The 19,995-nt window shown below is 63.3% G+C and carries 23 protein-coding genes; 15 read left to right on the forward strand and 8 right to left on the reverse strand.

Going from position 1 to position 19,995, the window contains the following annotated elements:
* Positions 1–9: 9 nt before the first annotated feature.
* Positions 10–2,091, reverse strand: coding sequence for a S9 family peptidase (locus DEM25_RS10440; protein ID WP_245412864.1), 2,082 nt, complete (start codon positions 2,089–2,091; stop codon positions 10–12).
* Positions 2,092–2,227: 136 nt separating this feature from the next.
* Between DEM25_RS10440 and DEM25_RS10445 the strand changes: the two genes are divergently transcribed.
* The 9 genes from DEM25_RS10445 (at position 2,228) to DEM25_RS10485 (ending at position 9,712) form a co-directional block, all read left to right on the forward strand.
* Positions 2,228–2,866, forward strand: coding sequence for a glutathione S-transferase family protein (locus DEM25_RS10445; RefSeq protein WP_109767325.1), 639 nt, complete (start codon positions 2,228–2,230; stop codon positions 2,864–2,866).
* Between the two features lie 245 nt (positions 2,867–3,111).
* Complete coding sequence (locus tag DEM25_RS10450) at positions 3,112–5,478, forward strand: putative monovalent cation/H+ antiporter subunit A (protein ID WP_109767324.1); 2,367 nt, start codon at positions 3,112–3,114, stop codon at positions 5,476–5,478.
* 4 nt (positions 5,479–5,482) lie between these two features.
* A complete protein-coding gene (locus tag DEM25_RS10455; RefSeq protein ID WP_109767323.1) occupies positions 5,483–5,902 on the forward strand; it encodes a Na+/H+ antiporter subunit B in 420 nt (139 codons plus the stop codon).
* On the forward strand, positions 5,902–6,279 hold the full coding sequence (locus DEM25_RS10460; RefSeq protein WP_109767322.1) for a Na+/H+ antiporter subunit C: 378 nt from the start codon (positions 5,902–5,904) through the stop codon (positions 6,277–6,279). Before DEM25_RS10455 ends, DEM25_RS10460 begins: the two co-directional genes overlap by 1 nt.
* A gap of 20 nt (positions 6,280–6,299) precedes the next feature.
* Positions 6,300–7,889, forward strand: a complete 1,590-nt coding sequence (locus DEM25_RS10465; protein ID WP_109767321.1) for a Na+/H+ antiporter subunit D — start codon at positions 6,300–6,302, stop codon at positions 7,887–7,889.
* On the forward strand, positions 7,886–8,359 hold the full coding sequence (locus DEM25_RS10470) for a Na+/H+ antiporter subunit E (RefSeq protein WP_109767320.1): 474 nt from the start codon (positions 7,886–7,888) through the stop codon (positions 8,357–8,359). The genes DEM25_RS10465 and DEM25_RS10470 overlap by 4 nt, the downstream gene beginning before the upstream one ends.
* Positions 8,359–8,739, forward strand: coding sequence for a cation:proton antiporter (locus tag DEM25_RS10475; RefSeq protein WP_109767319.1), 381 nt, complete (start codon positions 8,359–8,361; stop codon positions 8,737–8,739). Before DEM25_RS10470 ends, DEM25_RS10475 begins: the two co-directional genes overlap by 1 nt.
* Positions 8,736–9,068 (forward strand): monovalent cation/H(+) antiporter subunit G, encoded by a 333-nt coding sequence (mnhG, locus tag DEM25_RS10480; protein WP_109767318.1) that lies wholly within the window; start codon positions 8,736–8,738, stop codon positions 9,066–9,068. The genes DEM25_RS10475 and mnhG overlap by 4 nt, the downstream gene beginning before the upstream one ends.
* 206 nt (positions 9,069–9,274) lie before the next feature.
* Complete coding sequence (locus DEM25_RS10485; protein ID WP_109767317.1) at positions 9,275–9,712, forward strand: Ros/MucR family transcriptional regulator; 438 nt, start codon at positions 9,275–9,277, stop codon at positions 9,710–9,712.
* A gap of 70 nt (positions 9,713–9,782) precedes the next feature.
* Here the strand turns inward: DEM25_RS10485 and DEM25_RS10490 are convergent, their stop codons facing one another.
* Positions 9,783–10,070, reverse strand: coding sequence for a hypothetical protein (locus DEM25_RS10490; protein ID WP_109767316.1), 288 nt, complete (start codon positions 10,068–10,070; stop codon positions 9,783–9,785).
* Positions 10,071–10,155: 85 nt separating this feature from the next.
* On the opposite strand from DEM25_RS10490, the gene DEM25_RS10495 reads away from it, so the two are divergent.
* A complete protein-coding gene (locus DEM25_RS10495) occupies positions 10,156–10,731 on the forward strand; it encodes a helix-turn-helix domain-containing protein (RefSeq protein ID WP_245412865.1) in 576 nt (191 codons plus the stop codon).
* The gene (locus DEM25_RS10500; protein ID WP_109767314.1) at positions 10,721–11,524 is read left to right on the forward strand and encodes a DUF6456 domain-containing protein; all 804 of its coding nucleotides are present in this window, start codon (positions 10,721–10,723) and stop codon (positions 11,522–11,524) included. The genes DEM25_RS10495 and DEM25_RS10500 overlap by 11 nt, the downstream gene beginning before the upstream one ends.
* Positions 11,525–11,540: 16 nt before the next feature.
* Here DEM25_RS10500 and DEM25_RS10505 read toward each other — a convergent pair whose 3' ends face one another.
* Together DEM25_RS10505 and DEM25_RS10510 are read right to left on the reverse strand one after the other, a co-directional pair.
* Positions 11,541–11,957: a SufE family protein gene (locus tag DEM25_RS10505; RefSeq protein ID WP_109767313.1), complete on the reverse strand. Its 417-nt coding sequence runs from the start codon at positions 11,955–11,957 to the stop codon at positions 11,541–11,543.
* 91 nt (positions 11,958–12,048) lie between these two features.
* Entirely contained in the window at positions 12,049–12,381 is a 333-nt protein-coding gene (locus DEM25_RS10510) for a DUF5330 domain-containing protein (protein ID WP_158585242.1), read from the reverse strand.
* A gap of 900 nt (positions 12,382–13,281) precedes the next feature.
* On the opposite strand from DEM25_RS10510, the gene DEM25_RS10515 reads away from it, so the two are divergent.
* From DEM25_RS10515 to DEM25_RS10525, 3 genes are read left to right on the forward strand one after another with little or no spacing between them, the layout of a single operon-like run.
* Entirely contained in the window at positions 13,282–14,064 is a 783-nt protein-coding gene (locus DEM25_RS10515; RefSeq protein ID WP_158585243.1) for a sensor histidine kinase, read from the forward strand.
* Positions 14,042–14,962, forward strand: a complete 921-nt coding sequence (locus tag DEM25_RS10520; protein ID WP_158585244.1) for a peptidoglycan-binding domain-containing protein — start codon at positions 14,042–14,044, stop codon at positions 14,960–14,962. Before DEM25_RS10515 ends, DEM25_RS10520 begins: the two co-directional genes overlap by 23 nt.
* 10 nt (positions 14,963–14,972) lie before the next feature.
* Positions 14,973–15,335, forward strand: coding sequence for a DUF1491 family protein (locus tag DEM25_RS10525; RefSeq protein WP_109767309.1), 363 nt, complete (start codon positions 14,973–14,975; stop codon positions 15,333–15,335).
* Between the two features lie 9 nt (positions 15,336–15,344).
* On the opposite strand, the gene DEM25_RS10530 is transcribed toward DEM25_RS10525, so the two are convergent.
* Positions 15,345–16,190 (reverse strand): hypothetical protein, encoded by an 846-nt coding sequence (locus tag DEM25_RS10530; protein ID WP_109767308.1) that lies wholly within the window; start codon positions 16,188–16,190, stop codon positions 15,345–15,347.
* Positions 16,191–16,306: 116 nt separating this feature from the next.
* Between DEM25_RS10530 and DEM25_RS10535 the strand changes: the two genes are divergently transcribed.
* Positions 16,307–16,522: a hypothetical protein gene (locus DEM25_RS10535; protein WP_109767307.1), complete on the forward strand. Its 216-nt coding sequence runs from the start codon at positions 16,307–16,309 to the stop codon at positions 16,520–16,522.
* A 19-nt stretch (positions 16,523–16,541) separates the two neighbouring features.
* Here DEM25_RS10535 and DEM25_RS10540 read toward each other — a convergent pair whose 3' ends face one another.
* The 3 genes from DEM25_RS10540 to DEM25_RS10550 all read right to left on the reverse strand — a co-directional run bounded on the left by DEM25_RS10540 (position 16,542) and on the right by DEM25_RS10550 (position 19,957).
* Positions 16,542–17,099: a DUF1254 domain-containing protein gene (locus DEM25_RS10540; RefSeq protein ID WP_109767306.1), complete on the reverse strand. Its 558-nt coding sequence runs from the start codon at positions 17,097–17,099 to the stop codon at positions 16,542–16,544.
* A complete protein-coding gene (locus tag DEM25_RS10545; RefSeq protein ID WP_109767305.1) occupies positions 17,096–17,680 on the reverse strand; it encodes a DUF1214 domain-containing protein in 585 nt (194 codons plus the stop codon). Before DEM25_RS10545 ends, DEM25_RS10540 begins: the two co-directional genes overlap by 4 nt.
* Positions 17,681–17,794: 114 nt before the next feature.
* Positions 17,795–19,957 carry a transglycosylase domain-containing protein gene (locus tag DEM25_RS10550; RefSeq protein ID WP_109767382.1) on the reverse strand — a complete coding sequence of 721 codons (2,163 nt, stop codon included), beginning with the start codon at positions 19,955–19,957 and terminating at the stop codon, positions 17,795–17,797.
* Between the last annotated feature and the right edge of the window lie 38 nt (positions 19,958–19,995).

The following is a 19,995-nucleotide window of genomic DNA, read 5'->3' on the forward strand; positions in this document are numbered from 1 at the left end:
GGGGCCGTATCAGCCCGCCTTGCCCACGGTCTTGAGCGCGAACGCATAGACCTCGGCGATCTCCTCGAGCCGCGAGAAGCGTCCCGACGCGCCGCCATGGCCAGCGCCCATATTGGTCTTCAGCATGACAGGCGCGTCCGATGTCGAATGGTCGCGCAGCTTCGCCACCCATTTGGCCGGTTCCCAATAGGTCACGCGCGGGTCGGTGAGCCCGGCGACGGCGAGCACGGGCGGGTAGGGCAGGGCGCCCACATTGTCATAGGGACTATAGGCGGCGATGGTCTGGTAATCGGATTCCGATGCGATCGGATTGCCCCATTCGGGCCATTCGGGCGGCGTCAGCGGCAGCGTGTCGTCGAGCATCGTCGTCAGCACATCGACGAACGGCACTTCCGCGATGATGGCGCCGAACGCCTCGGGCGCCATGTTCATGACGGCGCCCATCAGCAGGCCGCCCGCCGAACCGCCCTGCGCGACGATCCTGTCGGGCGCGGTATAGCCTTCATCGGCGAGATGCCTTGCGACGGCAACGAAATCCTTGAACGTATTGGTCTTCGCCTCTCGCTTGCCGTCTTCATACCAGGCAAAGCCCTTGTCCTTGCCGCCGCGAATGTGGGCGATGGCATAGACAAACCCCCGGTCCACCAGCGACAGGCAGTTGGTGTTGAAGGAAGCGGGGATGGTGATGCCGTAGGAGCCGTAGCCATAGAGCAGACAAGGCGCGGAACCGTCGAGCGGCGTCCCGGCCTTCATCACCAGCGACACCGGTACCAGTGCCCCGTCATGCGATGTCACCTGAAGCCGCCGTGTCACATAGGCGTCCGGATCGTGGCCGCTCGGCACTTCCTGTGTCTTCAGAAGCGTGCGTTCACCGGTCGTCATATTGTAGTCGAAAACCTGGCTGGGCGTCGTCATCGACGAATAGGTGAAGCGGATGACGTCCGTGTCATATTCATACGAGCCCTGTAGCCCCAACGCATAGGCCTCCTCGTCAAAGGCGATGTGATGCACCTCGCCGGACTGGCGGTCCATGATCGCGATGCGCGGCAGGCCGTCCTCGCGCTCCAGCCAGACCAGATGACGCGCGTAGGCCTGATGGCTGAGGATCAGCCGCCCGGGCTGATGCGGCACGATTTCGGACCAGTTCGCCTTTTGCGGCGCATCGACCGGTGCCGTCACGATCTTGAAGTCCTTGGCGCCGTCGGCATTGGTCAGGATGAAGAAGACTTCGCCGCCTTCCTCCAGCTCATATTCGATGCCCTGGACGCGCGGCTCGACCATGACCGGCGCCGCGGCCGGATCGCCGGCTTTCAACAGTCGGAACTCGCTGGTTTCGTGGTCGTGAATGTTGATGAAGACGAAATCGTTGAGGCGGCTCTGGCCGACGCCCATGAAGAAGCCCGGATCGGTTTCTTCATAGATCAGCCGGTCTTCGGCCTGTGTCGTCCCAAGCCGGTGATAGAAGAGTTTGGACGGGCGGTGGTTCTCGTCCATCCGCGTATAGAAGAAGCCTTCCGCCCCGGCATCGAAAACGCCGCCGCCGGACGTGTCTTCGACGGTGTCGTCAAGATCGTCGAGCGTTGCCAGATCGCGGACGCGGCAGGTGAAATATTCCGAACCTTTGTCGTCAAAGGCCCACAAGAGCTTGCCGTGATCGGCCGAATGGTCGGCGCCGCCGAGCCGGAAATAGTCCTTGCCGTCCGCCTCCTTGTCGCCGTCGAGCAGGATCGCGCGCTCGCCGTCGGGGGTCTTGCGCGGGACGCGGTAGAAGCGCGGCTGCTGCCCGCCGGTCTTGTATGACGATCCGTATGCCCACGGCCCGTCCGGCGCCGGCACGCTTTCATCGTCTTCCTTGATGCGTCCCTTCATCTCGGCGAACAGCGTCTTCTGCAGCTCTTCCGTGTCGGCCATCAACACTTTCTGATAGGCGTTCTCGGCCTCCAGATGATCGCGAATATCACTGGCCAGCACGGAGGGGTCCTTGAACACAGCCTGCCAATTGTCCGCACGCAGCCAGGCATAATCGTCATTGCGGGTAATCCCGTGCCGCGTGTCGGCGATGGGGCGTTTTTCTGCTGCCGGTGGTGTCATATCGGTCTGAAAGGGCATATCGGTCCGAAAGGGATTGGGCATGGTGGGTCCGCTGTGCTTTTGTCGCGCTTCTAGGTACGCTGCCGCGCGGTGATTGCAATCGCGCCGGAAAGAAATTCGTTCGGGAGGTGAGCCGATGGCTTTGACGTTTTACACAAACCCGATGAGCCGCGCCCAGATCGCCCGCTGGGCGCTTCACGAGGTCGGTGCCGATTACCAGGAGCGCATTCTGGGCTTCGGCGCCGAGATGAAGAGCGCCGACTATCTGGCGGTCAATCCGATGGGCAAGGTCCCGGCCATTGTTCATGACGACACCATTGTCACCGAGGCGGCCGCTATCTGTCTCTATCTGGCCGAGGCTTTCCCGGAGGCGGGTCTTGCGCCACAGACGCGAACCGAGAAGGCCGACTGCTATCGCTGGATGTTTTTTGCGGCCGGTCCCGTCGAACAGGCCATTACGTCGCACGCCATGAAATGGGACGAGGGCCTGGACGCCAAAAAATCGGCAACGCTCGGTTTCGGCACCTACGATGCCGTTGTCCACACGCTGTCCGCTTTCCTGGAAGGCCGCGACTATGTGTGCGGCGGTCGCTTCACGGCAGCCGATCTCTATGTCGGCGCACAGGTAGACTGGGGTCTGCAATTCGGCACGATGCCATCCACGCCGGCTTTCGAAACCTATGCCGCACGGCTGCGGGAGCGTTCCGCCTACAAGGCCGCCAGGAAAATCGACGCTGATGTAATCGCGGCAATGCAGGCGGAGACCAGCACTTGACCGGCGCGTCGCACCCAGATCGACCGATCGTTGTCCGCGCTTCAGCGATACCATGTGCCGTGCCGCGGCCAAACAGTTTTGCCGCAGCGCGGGGGCGCAAACGGCCCGGTTGTGTGCGAAAATCGGTAAAATCGGACGGGCATGATCTTGCCTAGCCATCACTTCCCGCCTAAATCCGGCGCAAATAACAACAATCACGCCGCTTTTTTGTCCCGCGCAGAAAAGACAACCTACGCCAAGACCTCATGGATCTGACGTTTCTCGCCTTTTTTGCGCCCTTCATCGCGGCCGCGTTTGCACCTGTTCTGGTCAGGCTTCTTGGTCACAATGCCGCCTGGGTCCTGGCCCTGGTTCCTGCGCTCATCTTCGTCCACTTTGCCGGCTTTCTGCCCCAAGTGGCCGAGGGCGGCAGGGTGACGGGCGGCGTTCAGTGGATTCCGTCCTTCAACGTCAATTTCTCCTGGCTGATCGACGGCCTGTCCCTGACCTTTGCCCTTTTGATCTCGGGCATCGGCACGCTGATCGTTCTTTATGCGGGCGGCTACATGAAGGGCCATCCGCAGCAGGGCCGGTTCCTCTGCTTCATCCTGATGTTCATGGCCGCGATGCAGGGGCTGGTCCTGTCGGACTCCTTCTTCATGTTCTTCGTGTTTTGGGAGCTGACCTCGATCACCTCGTTCCTGCTGATCGGGTTCAACCACAATGCCGAGCGCTCGCGCCGCGCTGCGATGCAGGCGCTGGTTGTCACCGGCGGCGGCGGGCTGATCCTGCTGGCAGGTCTCATCTTCCTGTGGAACATGACAGGCGTCAGCGAGTTCTCGCTGCTCTTGGGCACCGGCGATCTGGTTCGCGAGAGCCCGTTCTATCTGGCGGCCCTGATCCTCGTGCTTGGCGGCGCCTTCACCAAGTCGGCGCAGTTCCCGCTGCATTTCTGGTTGCCAAACGCGATGGAGGCGCCGACGCCCGTGTCGGCCTATCTGCACTCGGCGACCATGGTCAAAGCCGGCGTCTACCTTCTGATGCGGCTCAATCCGGTGCTTGGCGACACGATTGCCTGGGAAACCATTTTGCCGCTGTTCGGCGGCGCAACGCTGCTTGTGGGCACGTTCCTGGCCGTGCGCCAGACCGACCTGAAGCTGATGCTCGCCTATACGACCGTGGCCTCGCTCGGCCTTCTGGTCATGCTCACCGGCTTCGGCACCGAAAAGGCGATCGAAGGCGCGGTCCTCTATCTGGTCGCGCATTCGCTGTTCAAGGGTGCGCTGTTCATGGTGGCCGGCAATGTCGACCACGAGGCCGGCACCCGCGACGTGACCAAGCTCGGCGGGCTTTTGGCGGCCATGCCGATCACATTCGGCGCCGCCATACTGTCGGCCTTCTCGATGGCCGGCCTGCCGCCCTTCGTCGGCTTTCTCGCCAAGGAGGAGATCTATTACGGCATCGCCGCATCCGATCCCTGGTCGGTCTTCATCACCACCGTTGCGATCGTCGGCAATGCGCTGATGTTGGTGATCGGCTTTGCCGTCGCCGTCAAACCGTTCCTGGGCCCCAAGGTCGAAACGCCCAAATCCGCGCACGAGGCGCCGCTTTTGATGTATGCCGGGCCGGTTTTGCTGGCCGCGCTGAGCCTTGCTGCCGCCCTCTGGTCGGGTCTGTTCCACCAGTTCATTTCAAGCCCGATGGCATCGGCTGTCGCCGGTGCGCCGCTTGAGATCACCATCTCCATCATCCCCAAGCCCGGCATCGCGCTGACGCTGTCGATCGTCACCATTGCAATCGGCGCCATACTCTATTTCGGACTGGCCCGTCTGCGCGCTGCAATGGCGGCCTCGCTCGAGGCGATCGGCTGGGGTCCCGACCAAGGGTTCGACCAGTTCATGCGCGGGCTGGTTCGCCTGTCTGTCGTTCTGACGCGCACGCTGCAGAACGGCCGCATGGAATTCTACATGACGGCGACCTTCGTGCTGCTGGCCCTGTGGCTGTTTCGGACCATGTTCGTCGCCGGCGAGTGGCCCGCGGTTCCGGCCTTCCCGGTCCTGTCGATCTATGAGTGGGTCACCGTTTCCATCATCGCCATCGGCCTGATTGCGGTCGTGCGTGCCAAGAACCGCCTGACGGCGATCGTCTCGCTCGGTATTCAGGGTTTCGCCGTCGCGATCCTGTTCATGCTGATGGGCGCGCCGGACCTGTCCTTCACCCAGTTCATGGTCGAGACGCTGACCGTGGTCATCCTGGCGCTTGCCATGACGCGGCTGCGCCTGTCGCCGCAGGATCATCGCTCCGCCGGCCAGACGGTGCTCGACGGCACCATCGCCATCGCCTGCGGCGTTGCGCTGACCTTCATCCTGCTGCAGATCCTGCAGACGCCGTTCGACCGGACGCTGACCGAGTTCTTCAATCTCTACTCCTATTCGCTCGCCCAGGGCCGCAATATCGTCAACGTGATCCTCGTCGACTTCCGCGGGGTGGATACGTTCGGCGAGATCGGCGTCGTCATGGTGGCCGGATTGGCGATTCTCGCCCTTCTGCGGATCGTGCCCAAGCGGTCGCTGGGCAGCGCGCCGGCGCCGCGCGTGCCCGCGCCCGAACCCGTCGCCGTGGGCAAGGAGTGAGCCGATGCGCACCTTGATCTTCCGGGCAACCGCTCCGTACCTGACCGCGCTGATGCTGCTCTATTCGATCTTCGTCCTGTTGCGCGGGCACAACGAACCCGGTGGCGGCTTTATCGGCGGACTGATCGCCGCATCGGCGCTGGCCATCTACGGCATCGCCTGCGGCGTTTCGCCGGTGCGGCGCGCGATCCGCTATCATCCGATGGCGATTTCCGGGTTTGGCCTGTTCCTTGGTGCGATCGCCGGGATGTTCTCGCTGTTTGCCGGCGTGCCCTACATGACGGGTCTTTGGATCTACCCGACCGTTTTCGGCGTTGAACTGAAGCTTTCCACGACGCTGATCTTCGACATCGGCGTCTATCTGGTCGTGCTCGGTGCCATCACCTCCATCGCGCTCGCGTTGGAAGAAAAGGAGCGCGACTGATGGAAACCGCCGTTGCGGTCCTGACCGGCCTTTATTTTGCGGTCTCGATCTATCTGATGCTGTCGCGGCACATCATCCGCATCCTGCTGGGCACGGTGACCCTGTCGACCGGTGCGAACCTGACGATCTTCGCAATGGGACGCATCACACGGGAAGTGCCGCCGATCATCCCCAGCGGCCTTTATCTGCCGGCCGAGGGCGCCGCCAACGCGCTGCCGCAGGCGCTTGTCCTGACCGCGATCGTGATCGCCTTTTCCCTGTTCGCCTTCCTGCTCGTGCTCGTCATGCGCTCCTATCAGGAGCTTGGCACCGACGACACGTACGCCATGCGCGACGCTGAACCCGAGGGCGAGCCGCTGCCGCCGCTCGGCTACTGAATTCAAGGACACCCGACCCGATGGCCGCCGCCGAAAGACCTGCGATCGACCCAGCCGACGCCTTCGTCATGGAGGCGCCCGCACTTGCCGACTGGCTGATCGTGATGCCGCTCGTCATCGGCTTCATCTTCGCCGCGCTTTGCCTGATGACCCGCAAGGATACCAGGCGGCAGCCGGCGATTGCGATCACCGGACTTGTCCTGATCCTGCTGTGTGTCGTCGGCCTTTTCGTCCATGTGCTCGTCAACGGCACGGTCGTGATGGCCATGGGGCGCTGGCTGCCGCCCTTCGGCATCGCATTCGTTGCCGACATGCTGGGCGCGACGCTTGCGCTGATCAGCGGCATTGTCGGGTTGGCGACCGGCATCTACGCCTTGCGCGAGGCCGACAACACCGAACGGCGCTACGGCTTCTACCCGTTCCTTCTGATGATGTTGTCGGGCGTGATCTGCGCCTTCCTGACGGGCGACATCTTCAACCTCTATGTCTGGTTCGAAGTGCTGCTGCTCGGCTCGTTCGGCCTCCTGATCCTGGGTTCGAGGCGTGACCAGCTCGACGGCGCGACCAAGTACGCGTTTTTGAACCTGGTTGCGACGACGCTGTTCCTGATCGCCGTGGCCTATGTCTACGGCCTGTTCGGAACGCTCAACATGGCCGACATCGCGCGCAAGGCGGCCGTGATGGACGAGGTCGGGCCGCGCCTGACGATCGCCGCGCTGTTCTTCTTTGCCTTTGCGATGAAGGCGGCCGCGTTCCCGCTCAACTTCTGGCTGCCGGCCTCCTATCACACGCCGCGGCTGGCGGTCGGCGCGATCTTTGCCGGTCTCCTGACCAAGGTTGGCGTCTATGCGCTGCTGCGCATTCTTCTGACGATCTTTCCGGCCGACCGCGACGATCTGGCCGTGGCGATCGCCGTCGTTGCCGCCGCATCGATGCTGCTCGGCGCGATTGGTGCGCTCGCCCAGACCGACATGCGCCGCGTTCTGGGTTATCTGGTGATTTCCGGGATCGGCATCATGCTGGCCGGCCTGGCGCTCGGCAGTGCAACGGGCCTGTCGGGGACGGCATTCTACACCGCCCATTCGATGGTCGTCATGACCGCGCTTTATCTCTTGGTCGGCATTGTCGGCGCGGCGGCCGGCACGTTCGATCTTCATCGCGCAGGCGGTCTTTATGCAACCGCACCCTGGCTGGCGGTCGTCGCGCTGGTCTTGGCCTTTTCCGTCTCGGGCCTGCCGCCCTTTTCCGGCCTCTGGCCGAAGATCTTTCTGGTCAAGGCTTCGATCGACGTCGGCGCCTGGTGGCTGGCCGCTGCGATCCTCGTCTCCGGTTTCCTGACCACGATCGCCATTGTGCGGCTGTTCGCTTTCGCCTTCTGGCGCCCCGCCCATCCCGACATGCGGTCGCTGTCGCTTGCCGAAGTGCCGGTGGCGCGGCTGGGCCTGCCGGTCCTGGCCGGCCTGTGCGGCCTGACCGTCATCGCAGGCCTTTACCCCGAACCGTTCATCCAGGTGTCCGACCGGATCGCGTTCGAATTGATGAACCCGGCTGGCTATATTGACGCGGTCTACGCGCCGATGCCGGCCGCAGCGGAAGGAGCCGTGCAGTGAACCTGTTTCTCGCCAACATCCTTCTCGCCCTGTCCTGGGCGGCCGTCTCCGGCAGCTTCGCGCTGATCAACATCCTGTTCGGATTTGCGCTCGGCGCATTGGCGTTGACCATCATCCAGGAACAGGTCGGCTCGGTCGGCTATCTGTCGCGGCTTTACCGCATCATCTCGCTGCTGCTGCTGTTCGTCTACGAACTGATCCTGTCGGCCACGCGTGTGGCCATTCTTGTGCTGTCGCCGAACATGAAGCTGAAACCGGGCATTCTGGCCTATCCGCTCAAGGTCGACCGCGATCTGGAAATCACGGTTCTGGCCAATCTGATCACGCTGACGCCGGGCACGCTGTCGGTGGATGTCTCCGCCGATCGCAAGACGCTCTACATCCATGCGCTGGATTGTTCGGACCCCGACAGCATACGCGCCGACATCGCCGACGGCTTCGAGCGCAAGATATTGGAGGCCTTCCGCTGATGGGTGCCGCCGAGTTTCTCGACTGGTCGGTGCAGATCGCCTTGGTGATCCTCAGCCTGGCGTTCCTGGGCACCGTGTTCAAGGTGATCCGCGGGCCGACGCTGCCCGACCGGATTCTTGCGCTCGACATGCTGGTGGCGACGGCCATCGGCTTTATCGCGGCCATCGGCATCAAGACGGGTTTCACGCTTTACGTCGATATCGCGATCACGCTGGGCCTTGTCGGTTTTCTGGCGACGGTTGCGTTTGCCCGGTTCGTTCTGACCCGTGGCCGCAGCGAGAACGATGGGCCGAGCGAAGACGACGACATGACGCAGGACGCGGTGATCATGCCCGATGCCGCGCAATTTTCCGAAATTGGCGAGGCGAAGAAGAAATGACTGAATTGGCTCCAATTATTGCCGGTCTACTTGTTCTCGTCGGATCGTTCTTTGCGCTGGTTGCGGTGATCGGTCTCTGGCGGCTGCCTGATATCTACACGCGGTCCCACGCGGCCTCGAAAACCGGCACGCTGGGCTCGGGTCTGGTGCTGATCGCGCTCGCCGTTCATGCGGGCGACGCGGGCACGACGAGCCGGGCACTCGCAGGCGTGGTCTTCTTCCTGTTGACCGCGCCGATCGCCGCGCACCTTCTGGCGCGCGCGGCATACGCCGTCGGTTACCCGCTGAGCAAAGACAGCGTGCGCGACGACTTGTCGAATCGTCCTTGAGGCGGCGAAGGCGTTGGCAACCAAAGCGCGAATCAGCGCTGTTATGCAACGAAGAGTTTAATTTGTAGCGGTCAATACGTAAATTGTGGCCCACGAATACATCATCTTGTTTGGATGATGCAAAGAAACGTTTGCATATTCGCTTCAACCATGACAAGGCATATCTTACGGGTGAGACTATAGTAATAAAAAGAACGAGGACTCCCTTGGATAACGATCAAAGACCTCACACTGACAGCAATCTGCTCGTCGAACTGACCGCCGAAGTGGTCTCGGCCTATGTGGGCAACAATCCGGTTTCCGCATCGGATCTTCCCTCGCTCATCTCCCAGGTGCATTCGGCGCTTGGCAAGACGGGCGACGGCGGCGAAAGCGGCCCGGCAGAAAAGCCTGTACCGGCTGTAAATCCCAAGCGCTCGGTTACACGCGACTACATCGTGTGTCTTGAGGACGGCAAGAAATTCAAGTCACTCAAGCGCCACTTGATGAGCCATTATGGTCTGACGCCGGAAGAATATCGCGAGAAGTGGGGCCTTGCGCCCGACTATCCGATGGTCGCTCCGGCCTATGCAGAACAGCGCTCGCGGCTGGCGCGCGAGATGGGCCTCGGCCGCAAGCCGGGTGCCAAAGTCAAGAAAAAGTAGCGCGCCAGGCGATGTGTCGGGTGGTCGTCCGAATGCTCGGATGACTGTCCGCCAGCGCGTTGCAGGCTGATCACGTACCGTGCCCATGACGGCGGGCTTCGATGTACGCCGCCACCATGTCGCGCACCGTTTTCAGGACAATATGGCGGTTCAGGTCGTATGACCAATGCCGGCCAAGGCCCTTGTTGCGCTCGCGTATCAGGCGGCGGTCGAGCGCGCGCAGATGCTCGCCCAGCTCAACCGGACTGGCATCATCCAGATCCCGGTGCCGCACACCGATAACCCGGTACATCATCCAGTCCGCTTCGCCTGCCACCGGCGAAGTGTTTCCCGAACCGGCATTGTTCTGCACCGTCATGATCCCACCCGAGGCAAAAGAGTGGGTCACGATAAGAGGGCGCCGGAGACGTTCGATAAGTCGCCCCCGAACGTGCCGAGCCGATTTGGAAAACAAAGCGCAATCAACAATTTGTATTGCCCAGGTAAAATTTCCTATCAAACCTTGTCTGCATCAATATAAGAATTTATTCCTCAATATGGAGGTGATGATGCAAGGCTTGGAGCATGCCGGGGCCATTCAGTTCAGACGGGTATTCGCCGAGGCGGACGAGGTCGACTGGCCGTGTCCGGAAGACCATGACGTCACACACGCCTGCTCCACCCTGGCCGGTTCGCCCGCTGGCGAGGAGGCCGTTGCCGTCTGCGATGGCCTGATCGATCTGATCGCGGTTCTGTTCTCGGTCAGCGGACGTTATTTGCGGTCGCCGAAACGACACGGACGCGCCATTGCCCGCGTGCGCCAGATTGGCATGTACATCGCCCACACCACGCTGGGAATGCGCATGGTGGACGTGGCGACCGGCTTTGGACGCAACAAGAGCACGGTCATGTACGCCTGTCATCTGGTTGAGGACATGCGCGACGATCTCGAGTTCAACCAGATCGTCGCTCGCGTCGAGCAGATCGTTCGGGCCGCCTTCCATCTCGGGACATCGCGGGACGTCGGCAATGGCCGGTAACAGTCTTGCCAGGCGCGCCATGCGGCTGCTTGGCGCGCTTGACCGGCACGGGGCGGTTCCGGTTACCGATGGCGGCGCCGGGACCTGTGTGCTGCATCTGACCGATATCCGCGCCGTGCGCTGTCCCGCCGCGCAGTTTGAGGCGATGGTTCGCAAGGGTTGGCTCGATCTCTCCGCATGTCCTTCCACGGGGCGGACGCTGGCGTCGGTCAGTAACGATGGTCTTACCTGGCGCAAGCGGACGATGGCCGGCGGCGATTTCGCAGGCCAGCACCGGCAGGTCACGAGCACCGCAATCGACGGCCAATCGGGCCTCATCCGCAACAACGCCGAATCACCACTTGCGCGATTGGCGCGGCCCGGCGGTTCGCGGGGCGGAGCATGGCTTGAGCAGAGCCATCTGCTGGCGGGCGAACGATTGCGCTCCGACTTCGAGTTCGGTCAATTGGCAGCGTCCGTTTCCGTTTCGTGGGATCCGGCCCGCACCGTACGCGATGGCGGCGGCGCAAAAGGGCGGCAGGATCTGTCCGACCGTGCGCTTGATGCTCGCGCCCGGTTCAATCGCGCGCTTGACGCTGTCGGTCCCGAACTGGCCGGGCTTCTGGCGGATGTGTGCTGTTTTCTCAAGGGACTTGAGCAGGTGGAACTGGAGCGCAAATGGCCGCGCCGTTCGGCAAAGGTCGTGCTCAGAACGGCGCTTGAGGCTCTGGACAGGCACTACAATCCGCCACCGCCGGATGCGCCGCGACGCATGCGGCACTGGGGCGGGTCGGATTACCGCCCGCCCATGTGACCGGTGCGCCCCGCGCTCAGGCCGCGGCCATGCCGGCGGCCTCCGCCTTCATGCGTTCGACCATGGACCGAAGTCCGTTCGCACGCTGCGGCGTCAGGTGGCTGTCCAGGCCGATGCGCTTGAACAGGGCCTCGGCATCGAACGCAACGATGTCGTGCGACGGCTTTCCGGACAGCGCGCTGATCATGATCGCCACGAGACCGCGAACGATGTGGGCATCCGAGTCGCCGCGAAAGTGCAGCGTTTCGCCCTCGCCGGGCTCGGCGACGACCCAAACCTGGCTGACGCAGCCATTGACCTTGTTTGCGGCGGTTTTCTCGCTGTCGTCCATATCGGGCAGTTCGCGTCCGAGCTCGATGACATAGCGGTACTTGTCCTCCCAATCGTCAAGGAGGTCGAAATCGTCGATGATCGTATCGATGGCACGTGTCATTGCGGACCCGGATGCGGACTTGGCTGCGTCCTACATATGGCCGTTGCCGACCAGCCTCAAGGGGCCGCTCGGCGCGCCAGGCTGTCCGGTGTCAGGCGCCTTCCTGGGGCGACTGCGCGGCTTCATCGCCCGCTTGCGCCCGCTCGATGAAGCCCGCCGCGATGACAAGCCCCTGATGCGCACGCGCCAGCGCCGCATCGGCGAGCGCCCGGCCGCTCTCGCAAAGCGCGGGTTGGCGCGTGCACAGCGAACCCATGTCTTCGGCCACCGCGCCGGCGAAGCGCGCCGCGTGGATCGATGTCTGGGCGTTCGTTCCGGCGTCGGCTGCGGCAATCGTGCCCGCTTCGTCTGCCGGAACAAGGCTCGGCAAGATCATCAGGCCCAGAAAGCCCCACACGGTCATTTTGAACGCAAAGCGGATCATCTCGTCGTCCCCGAAAGCGATTGTCCCGCAGACATTGTCGTCGAGAGCCGTGAAACGCTCGTGCCGGACCGCAGCTCGAATTTCGACAAATTCCGATAAAATGCCATTCATCTCGAAAAGTGGCGTGGGGTCAAAGGTTTGACGCCGATATCCATCCGTTAACCATATCCGTCAATTGGCAGGGGCTCGACCCTCAATCGACTTTGTCCGGCGTTCTTGCGGGCTCCGGTTTATCCATTCGTAAACGGTGGCATGGGAGTGTCGGTCTGCCGTTGGGATTTGCGGTTGGGTGTTTGAGTATCGTGTTGCGTTTTCTCGAAAACAGTCCCGTCGACGGCTGGGGTTGGGCTGCATCGGGTGGCCGCTTTGGCCGCCGGCTGATTGCTGCGCTGCTGGCTGCGGCCGTTTCCGGCGCCGCTGGAGGGCTGGTCCTGGCGGCGGCGTTCGGCAATGGCGATGCGCCATTGTCCCTGACCGTTGCGGCAATACTGTCGTCGTCGCTCTTTGCCTTGGGCGCCGTTTGGGCTGCCCGGGCGGCGATCGCTGTCAGGCAACCAGGCGGCGGCCCGCAAGCCAAGCCGGCATCGCCCGATAGCGTCGCGTCGAAACCGGCCTTGGCCCGGGCCGTTCACATCGACGAAAAGACGGTCGTTCGCAGGCGCTTTGACTTTCCCGACCGCATGGCCGGGCCACTGGCCGCCGGTGACCGCATGCTTGACCGCATCCATGTCGGTGATCGTGTCGCCTTCCTGCGCGCCGTGTCGCGCGCCTGTGTGCGCGATGCGGCCCCTGTGGGCCTCACCGTTCGCTTCGACCGCAGCGGCGCCGGCGATCGTCAGTCGCTGGAGCCGGCCGCTGTGATCCTGTCGCCGGATGCTTCGGGCGGGGTNCCGCCTTGCCATGGTCAGCCACGAGTTGCGCACGCCGCTCAACGCGATCATCGGATTTGCCGATCTGGTTCGCGGCGATACGCTGGGTACCCTGCCGCCCGACCGTCAGCGCGATTATGCCGACCTGATCCATGATGCGGCCACCCACCTTCTTTCGGTCGTCAACGCCATGCTCGACGTTTCGAAGATCGGTGCGGGCCGATACGCGATCAATCGTGAAGCCTTCGATCTCGAGCGCACCGTTCGCGACGTGGCGAAAATGATCGCTCCGCGCGCCCAAGCCAGGGGCGTCCACGTCAATCTCCACATGGAGAAGACGGGCGCTCCCGCCCATGCCGACCGGCGCGCGGTCCGTCAGATCGTCACCAATCTGCTGACCAACGCGGTCAAGTTCACGCCTGAAAATGGCTGCGTGACGATCGATGCCGAGACGTCGCCCGATGCGCTCGTTCTGCGGGTTTCGGACACCGGGATCGGCATCGCGCCCGAGGACATCGACCAGCTGGGCCGGCCGTTTTCCCAGATCGACAATTCCTACACACGGCAATGCGAGGGAACAGGGCTCGGACTGTCTCTCGTCAAGGGCCTGGCAGCATTGCATGGCGGCACGATGCAAATCGAGAGCGCTCCGGAGATCGGCACGTGCGTGACCGTGATCCTGCCTCATGTCACCGCCGAAGCCGCGGCCAGCGGGAACACGGATGACCGGATCACCCCGCTAAGGCCGTCAAGCCCGGATCCGAACGAAGACAATGACAAGGAGATCGCCGATGCGCCGCGACTATTTGGCTGACATGGATGATCGTGACAGTGTGCTCGGCGAGCTGACGCACGGGCTGTGGCGCCTTGCCGTCCGGAATCGTCGGCCTGTTCTTGCCGGGCTCGGCGTTTTCGGCGTGGTCTCCTACGCCAGCATCAATGCGCTTTATCTGCAGGACGGCGCGCATCCCTCGGCTTTTTTCGAGACCCGCGATACGCTGACGGACAGACGCCACGCGCTTCGCAGTGACGAACGCACCACGGACGGCGGATCGCCGGAGCCATCGTCGGTCACCCGCATCGTTTTCAATGAAGATCCCACCGACACGTCGGTGCCCGGCGCCGTTCCGCTGGCACGGCCGAGCGAGCGGGTGGCCGATTCCGCGACTGTCGAGCAGGTCGTGGCCGCACCACAAATCACGTCCACACAGCAGGACCCGACGGCCGAACTCCAGCAGATGCTGGCAGAGCTTGGCTTTTACGACGCAGCCGTCGATGGCATTGCCGGACCACGCACGCAAGCCGCCATCGAGGCCTACAAGACGAGCGTCGGCCTGCGCGGCATCGACCTGTCGGCCGACGAATTGCTGACCAGCCTGCGCAACAACATGATGGTCACCGCTGCGATCCCGCGTCCGCGGCCGGCCGCGCCGGCTCCGCAGATCGGAACCCCACCGGTGAGCGCGCCGGCGGCGCAGGAGCACAACAGGGTGCAGGACGCCGCGCTGGCGCCCGTCGCCGATCCGGACGTTTTGCGGGTCCAGGCGGGACTGAAGGCATTCGGCAACGACGATATCCGCGTCGATGGCGTCGCCGGAGAGCAGACCCGCATGGCGGTTCGCGAGTTCCAGGCTTTGTTTCGGATGCCGGTCACGGGCGAAATCGACACCGCGCTGCTCGACAAGATGGTCGCGGTCGGCCTGATCGATTAAAGGCCGGTCGATGGCACCGCGCGTCACATCGGAAATCTTCGTCGGTGCGCTTTTGCGCACGGCCCGCGCCGGTGGCGCGTTCGGCTATGTGGCACGGCGCGGCAACGCCCAGGCAGGCGCTGTCGTAATCGTGCTGGCCGATCATGCAAGCGGTTCCTATGACGTTTACCAGAGTGCGCCGCCCGGCCCGGACACGCCCGATTTGGCGGATGAAGGGCGCCGGTTCGTGCTGTCCCGCAAGCTCGAAGGCGACGAGGCCCTGCGTCAGTTCTCCGAAAGCGAAGCCCGCTTCGATCCCGATTTCTGGCTTGTCGAGATCGAGAACTGGAACAGGCCGGTGGACGGCCTGATCGCGCTTGCGGTTGAGGGCTAGCCTGCGCTGTCAGGCGGCGCCCTTGTCCGCAACCGGAGCCGGTTCGATCTGCGAATTGGCCGCCTGTTGCCCCGCCACAAGCGATTTCAGTTCTTCGAGTTGCCACCGCCGGACACGGTCGGCCGCATCATGAAGGCCGACTGCGTCGTAGGCGGAGCGGAACCTGCGTTGTACGCCGGTATCGTTGGCCAAATCCGGTGCGAGACCCTGAAAGACGGACATGGCCTGCTCGCCATCGAAGCCCATGAAACGCAAGGCAAAAAGCAGATTGCGCGACGTCGGATCGTCGCACAGGATGCGCGCGCTGGTCATGGAAAGCCCGGTACAGTCCGCCAGAGCGGTTTCGAACAGCGACCGCGATTGTTCGCCGGCCAGAACCGCGATCTGGCTGAGCGCGCCGGCGTCCAGACGCTGGGTCGGACCGCTGCGCTCATGCCCATTGGCGGAGCGTTGAGCCGTTTGCGGGGTTTGGCGCAATTCAAGCGCGCGATCGACGGCCGGATCGTCAAGCCCGCGCAGCGCGGCGCGCACGGGACCCGACAGGTCTGGCCGGCGCGCGATGGCGCGTACGCGCGGACCGGCACGGTAGCTGCCGATCATCGTCAACAACATGCGATCGTCGACCGCCGGCGTCCTGGCAACGAAAGGTGCCGCGATCGCTTCGTCGCTGTCGCAGAAGAAGTGCACGATCTCCAGCGGAGTTGTGGCCAATGGTGCGAAAATCGCGGCGATCGCGCGTCGGTCGTCCGCGGAGACCAGATCGATGTTCTCCAGAATGTGCTTCTGGATGCGCATGCAATCTTCGGTGGAAGGATTGCTCAGCCGCGCGAACTGTTCGGCGTTCTCGATGAGCATCCTGGCTAGGCGTTGGTTCTGCATGCAAGCAAAGCTAGCGCGCAAGCGTTAGCAATGCGTTAACCATAAGCACGCAACCTTGGGTTACTCGCCATCGGACACGAAAAGGGGTTCCCATGGCCGACATCGTTGCAATGGCCTCCTACCGGGCGGCGTATGAACGGCTGCAATCGAAGCGCCGGTCCGATCTTCTGGCGAAAACCGGCCCGGCAACACTGCTGCTGTTCACGGGCGTTCGTCGCGAGCCGATCGGCGGCAAGGCCTCGTCCGGCGCCAAAGGCAAAGACCGATCTGCCCGCCGTCGCGCAAAGGCGCCCGCAACCGATCACTGAGATTGCCGGGCCAGCGGCGTCAGAACTCCAGCGATCGGCATTCCAACGCATCGGCAAAGCGCGCGCTGATGCCGGTCCACGTCTCGTCCGGCACAAACACCCGCACCACCGCAAATCCGCGCGGATCGTCTGCGGACGCTATGATCGCGCCGGCCAGTTCGGTGGGCGTGCTCTGTCGGACAAAGCGCAACTGCGAGGCGTTCAGAACCGCCAGATCCAGGCGCTGACCGGCCGCCAGCCGGTCGTTGGCGGAAAAAAAGCCGGTCCCCAAACTGTCGTAGAGATTGACCGTCCAAAGCGGAACACGCCCGGTTGACCGCAGGTGCGCGGCGCCATCGGCCAGATCGTACCGGCAAACGATCGTTTCAAAAAAGGGGTCGGTTCCGTGCACCCCGCTTCCGAACGCGGCATCGGCCGTTCTGGTCGGCAACCGATATGGACGGTTTTCCTCGGTTTGTCCGGCAATCTGGTTCCAGGGCGTGTTTGCGGACACAAGCGGCAGCAGGAAAACGATGACCAGGTGCACAACAGCCGCCCCGACCAGACCGACCAGGGTTGCATAAAGGAACCGCGTCAAGACTGGCACCTCACACGCCGCACGTCCGGCATCGAGAAATCGATCAGGCCCGTGCTTGTCGCGATGGCCGTATCGTAGAGCGCCAGGACGAACCGAACCGGTCCTTCGTGATCCAGATGTAACCAGTTGCCGGGTTCCGCCTCGTCGGACACCAAAATGCGGATGCTGCCATCGGGATCGTGCAGGATTGCCCGGTTGTGGGTTCGGGCCGACAATCCTTCGGGGGCCTCCAGTGTCCGACCGTTCTGGTCGACGGTCCGAAGCGTCCAAAGCCGGCTGGCGGGCAGACGGCCTTCTATGACATAGCTGCAGGTACCCACGATCATTGCACCTTCTGAATCGCGGGCTGCGCTGAACGCCAGACCTTCGGCCGCACCGAGCGCAATTCCCCCATTGCGGGCGGCATGAGCGCGCGCGTAGGGATCGGCGTCTTGCGAGCCGGCGCGCGGATAACCCGTCCACTGGCCTATGGACAGGGCGGAAAAACCGGCGAACCGATCGGTGATCGCCCACGCGCTGTAGCTGCCCAAGGCGAATGCAAGGCCCAGCACATAGGCGACGGTCAGGATTGTGCGCATCATTGGACGGACGTCGGGAGTCTGGCGGGAGCTGCGGGCTGTGTCGGAACGAAAAAGCCCATCCTGGCGCGCGTTGTTGCGCCGCGCCCGCGCTGTGCATCGGCCCGTCGCTGCATGTCAACGCGACCGCGCGGCAAGCTGCTGCGGATCAGAGGACAGCGGTGCCACGCTGCCCAGCCTGTCCTCCAGCGCGATCAGGAACCGGACGGCTTCTTCGGACAAGGCCAGCCGTCGCAATGGCAGAGACTCAACACCCTCTTCGGTTGCGATTGCCGGTTCTTCCTCGGCCACCGGACGGATCGAGTCCTCGACGCCGGGAAGCGGCACAAGGTCCACATCGCGGTGTGCATAGGACATGATGCGCTGCCATGTCATGGCGGGAAGACGGCCGCCGGTCAGCCGGTTGGTCGGCGTATAATCGTCATTGCCGTACCATACCGCCGCGGTGAAATTGCCGGTGTAGCCGACAAACCAGGCGTCGCGGTAGGCTTGCGTCGTTCCCGTTTTGCCGGCGACCTTGATCCCGTCGAGCGCCGCACGTCGTCCGGTGCCCCACTCGGTCACATTGACCAGCATCCGGTTCAGCATCTCGGCTTTGTCGGCGTCGAGGACGCGCGTTCCCTCGATGGTTGTGCGCCGGCGGTCATAGATGATTTCGCCCGACACGCTCTTGATTTGGGTGAAGGCGTGGCGGGTACCGGCAATGCCGCCGCTGGCCAGCGTCAGATAACCCGTCGCCTGGTCCATGACCGTCATCCCCGCCGTGCCCAGCACCATTGTGTGATGGCTGATGATGTTCGATTCGACGCCCATCTTCGCCGCCATGTCCACGATCGGTTTGGTTCCGCCCAGATGGTCGCGCGCGATACGGACCGGAACCGTGTTGATCGAGCGGGCCAGGGCGGTCGCCAGTGTGACCCGTCCGGCAAAGGAGCGGTTGTAGTTCTGCGGCGACCATCCGCGCCAGGTTATCGGCTGGTCGGCGATGACGGTGGCGTCGGTAAGTCCCGCGTCGATGGCCGCCGCGTAGACATAGGTCTTGAACGACGAGCCGGCTTGACGCTCCGCCGCAGTCGCCCGGTTGAACTGGCTCACCCCGTAGTCGCGTCCGCCGACAAGGGCGCGGACCGCGCCATTGGCCTCGATCAGCACCACCGCGGCTTCGCCGACATTGTAATCCTGCCCATGCTTGCGCAGAAAGAATTGCACGGACTCTTCCGAAGCTCGCTGCAACTCCGAATCGATCGTCGTCCGCACCACCACGGACCGGGACGGCAGGTTCTCGGCGATGATGAAGTTCTTGACCTCCTCGAATGCCCAATCGAGGAAGTAATCCGGGCTTTCGGCATTGTTGCGCAGCACGACGTCGGCCGGCTCGCGCCGTGCGCCGGTGACCTGGCCTTCGGTCATGAAATCGGCCTGGACGATGTTGGTCAGCACCTCGTTCGCCCGGCCGCGTGCAGCCGGCAGGTTGATGTGCGGTGCAAAGCGCGCCGGCGCCTTGAACAGGCCCGCGAGCATCGCCGCCTCGGCCAGATTGACGTCACGCACATCCTTGTCGAAGTAGAACTTCGCCGCAGCGCCCACGCCAAACGTGCCGCCGCCCATATAGGCGCGGTCGAGATAGAGCTTGAGGATCTCCTCCTTGCTCAGATTGGCCTCCAGCCACAGCGCAAGGAACGCCTCCTTTATCTTGCGTTCCAGCGTCCGCTCATTGCTCAGGAACAGGTTTTTGGCGAGCTGCTGGGTGATCGTCGAACCGCCCTGCACGACAGAGTTGGCGCGTACGTTTTCCGTCATCGCGCGCACAAGCCCCATCGCATCGATGCCGAAATGATCGAAGAAGCGCCGGTCCTCCGTGGCCAGAACCGCCTTCACCAGATGATCGGGCAGATCCTCCACCGGCACCGCATCGGTGTGCAGAATACCGCGCTGGCCGATCTCGCGGCCGTACCGGTCAAGGAAGGTGACGGCGAACTGGTCCTGGTTGCGCCAGTCCTGCGCCACTTCGCGCGAGGACGGGATGGCCAAAGCCAGAAGCGCGATCAGGCCGAGCATGCCCAGCGTCATCGCATCTCCGGCCGCCTCGAAGAACACACGGCGAAACCCGCGCGGGCGGAACCTGCGGAAGAAGATCGTGATGTCTTCCCAGGTCTGGGCCGCCCTGAAACCGGAATTGTAGATGGCCGAATCGATCCACGCGTCAATTTCCAGAAGGAATGACGACTTCTTGTGCGGCCTCTTGTTTCGGCCGTCGTCTGGCAGGTTCAGATCATCCATGTCGCAAAATGCGCGCTGCGCTGCCGGCCTTGCCGGCG

The organism is Oceaniradius stylonematis (assembly GCF_003149475.2).
GTDB classification, from domain to species: Bacteria; Pseudomonadota; Alphaproteobacteria; order Rhizobiales; family Rhizobiaceae; genus Roseitalea; species Roseitalea stylonematis.

Bases quoted from the DNA above. Each gene is read 5' to 3' on its own strand.
- DEM25_RS10440 (WP_245412864.1), bottom strand. From the start codon at position 2,091: ATGACACCACCGGCAGCAGAAAAACGCCCCATCGCCGACACGCGGCAC.
- DEM25_RS10445 (WP_109767325.1), top strand. From the start codon at position 2,228: ATGGCTTTGACGTTTTACACAAACCCGATGAGCCGCGCCCAGATCGCC.
- DEM25_RS10450 (WP_109767324.1), top strand. From the start codon at position 3,112: ATGGATCTGACGTTTCTCGCCTTTTTTGCGCCCTTCATCGCGGCCGCG.
- DEM25_RS10455 (WP_109767323.1), top strand. From the start codon at position 5,483: ATGCGCACCTTGATCTTCCGGGCAACCGCTCCGTACCTGACCGCGCTG.
- DEM25_RS10460 (WP_109767322.1), top strand. From the start codon at position 5,902: ATGGAAACCGCCGTTGCGGTCCTGACCGGCCTTTATTTTGCGGTCTCG.
- DEM25_RS10465 (WP_109767321.1), top strand. From the start codon at position 6,300: ATGGCCGCCGCCGAAAGACCTGCGATCGACCCAGCCGACGCCTTCGTC.
- DEM25_RS10475 (WP_109767319.1), top strand. From the start codon at position 8,359: ATGGGTGCCGCCGAGTTTCTCGACTGGTCGGTGCAGATCGCCTTGGTG.
- mnhG (WP_109767318.1), top strand. From the start codon at position 8,736: ATGACTGAATTGGCTCCAATTATTGCCGGTCTACTTGTTCTCGTCGGA.
- DEM25_RS10490 (WP_109767316.1), bottom strand. From the start codon at position 10,070: ATGACGGTGCAGAACAATGCCGGTTCGGGAAACACTTCGCCGGTGGCA.
- DEM25_RS10500 (WP_109767314.1), top strand. From the start codon at position 10,721: ATGGCCGGTAACAGTCTTGCCAGGCGCGCCATGCGGCTGCTTGGCGCG.
- DEM25_RS10505 (WP_109767313.1), bottom strand. From the start codon at position 11,957: ATGACACGTGCCATCGATACGATCATCGACGATTTCGACCTCCTTGAC.
- DEM25_RS10510 (WP_158585242.1), bottom strand. From the start codon at position 12,381: ATGATCCGCTTTGCGTTCAAAATGACCGTGTGGGGCTTTCTGGGCCTG.
- DEM25_RS10515 (WP_158585243.1), top strand. From the start codon at position 13,282: ATGGTCAGCCACGAGTTGCGCACGCCGCTCAACGCGATCATCGGATTT.
- DEM25_RS10520 (WP_158585244.1), top strand. From the start codon at position 14,042: ATGCGCCGCGACTATTTGGCTGACATGGATGATCGTGACAGTGTGCTC.
- DEM25_RS10525 (WP_109767309.1), top strand. From the start codon at position 14,973: ATGGCACCGCGCGTCACATCGGAAATCTTCGTCGGTGCGCTTTTGCGC.
- DEM25_RS10530 (WP_109767308.1), bottom strand. From the start codon at position 16,190: ATGCTCATCGAGAACGCCGAACAGTTCGCGCGGCTGAGCAATCCTTCC.
- DEM25_RS10535 (WP_109767307.1), top strand. From the start codon at position 16,307: ATGGCCGACATCGTTGCAATGGCCTCCTACCGGGCGGCGTATGAACGG.
- DEM25_RS10545 (WP_109767305.1), bottom strand. From the start codon at position 17,680: ATGATGCGCACAATCCTGACCGTCGCCTATGTGCTGGGCCTTGCATTC.
- DEM25_RS10550 (WP_109767382.1), bottom strand. From the start codon at position 19,957: ATGGATGATCTGAACCTGCCAGACGACGGCCGAAACAAGAGGCCGCAC.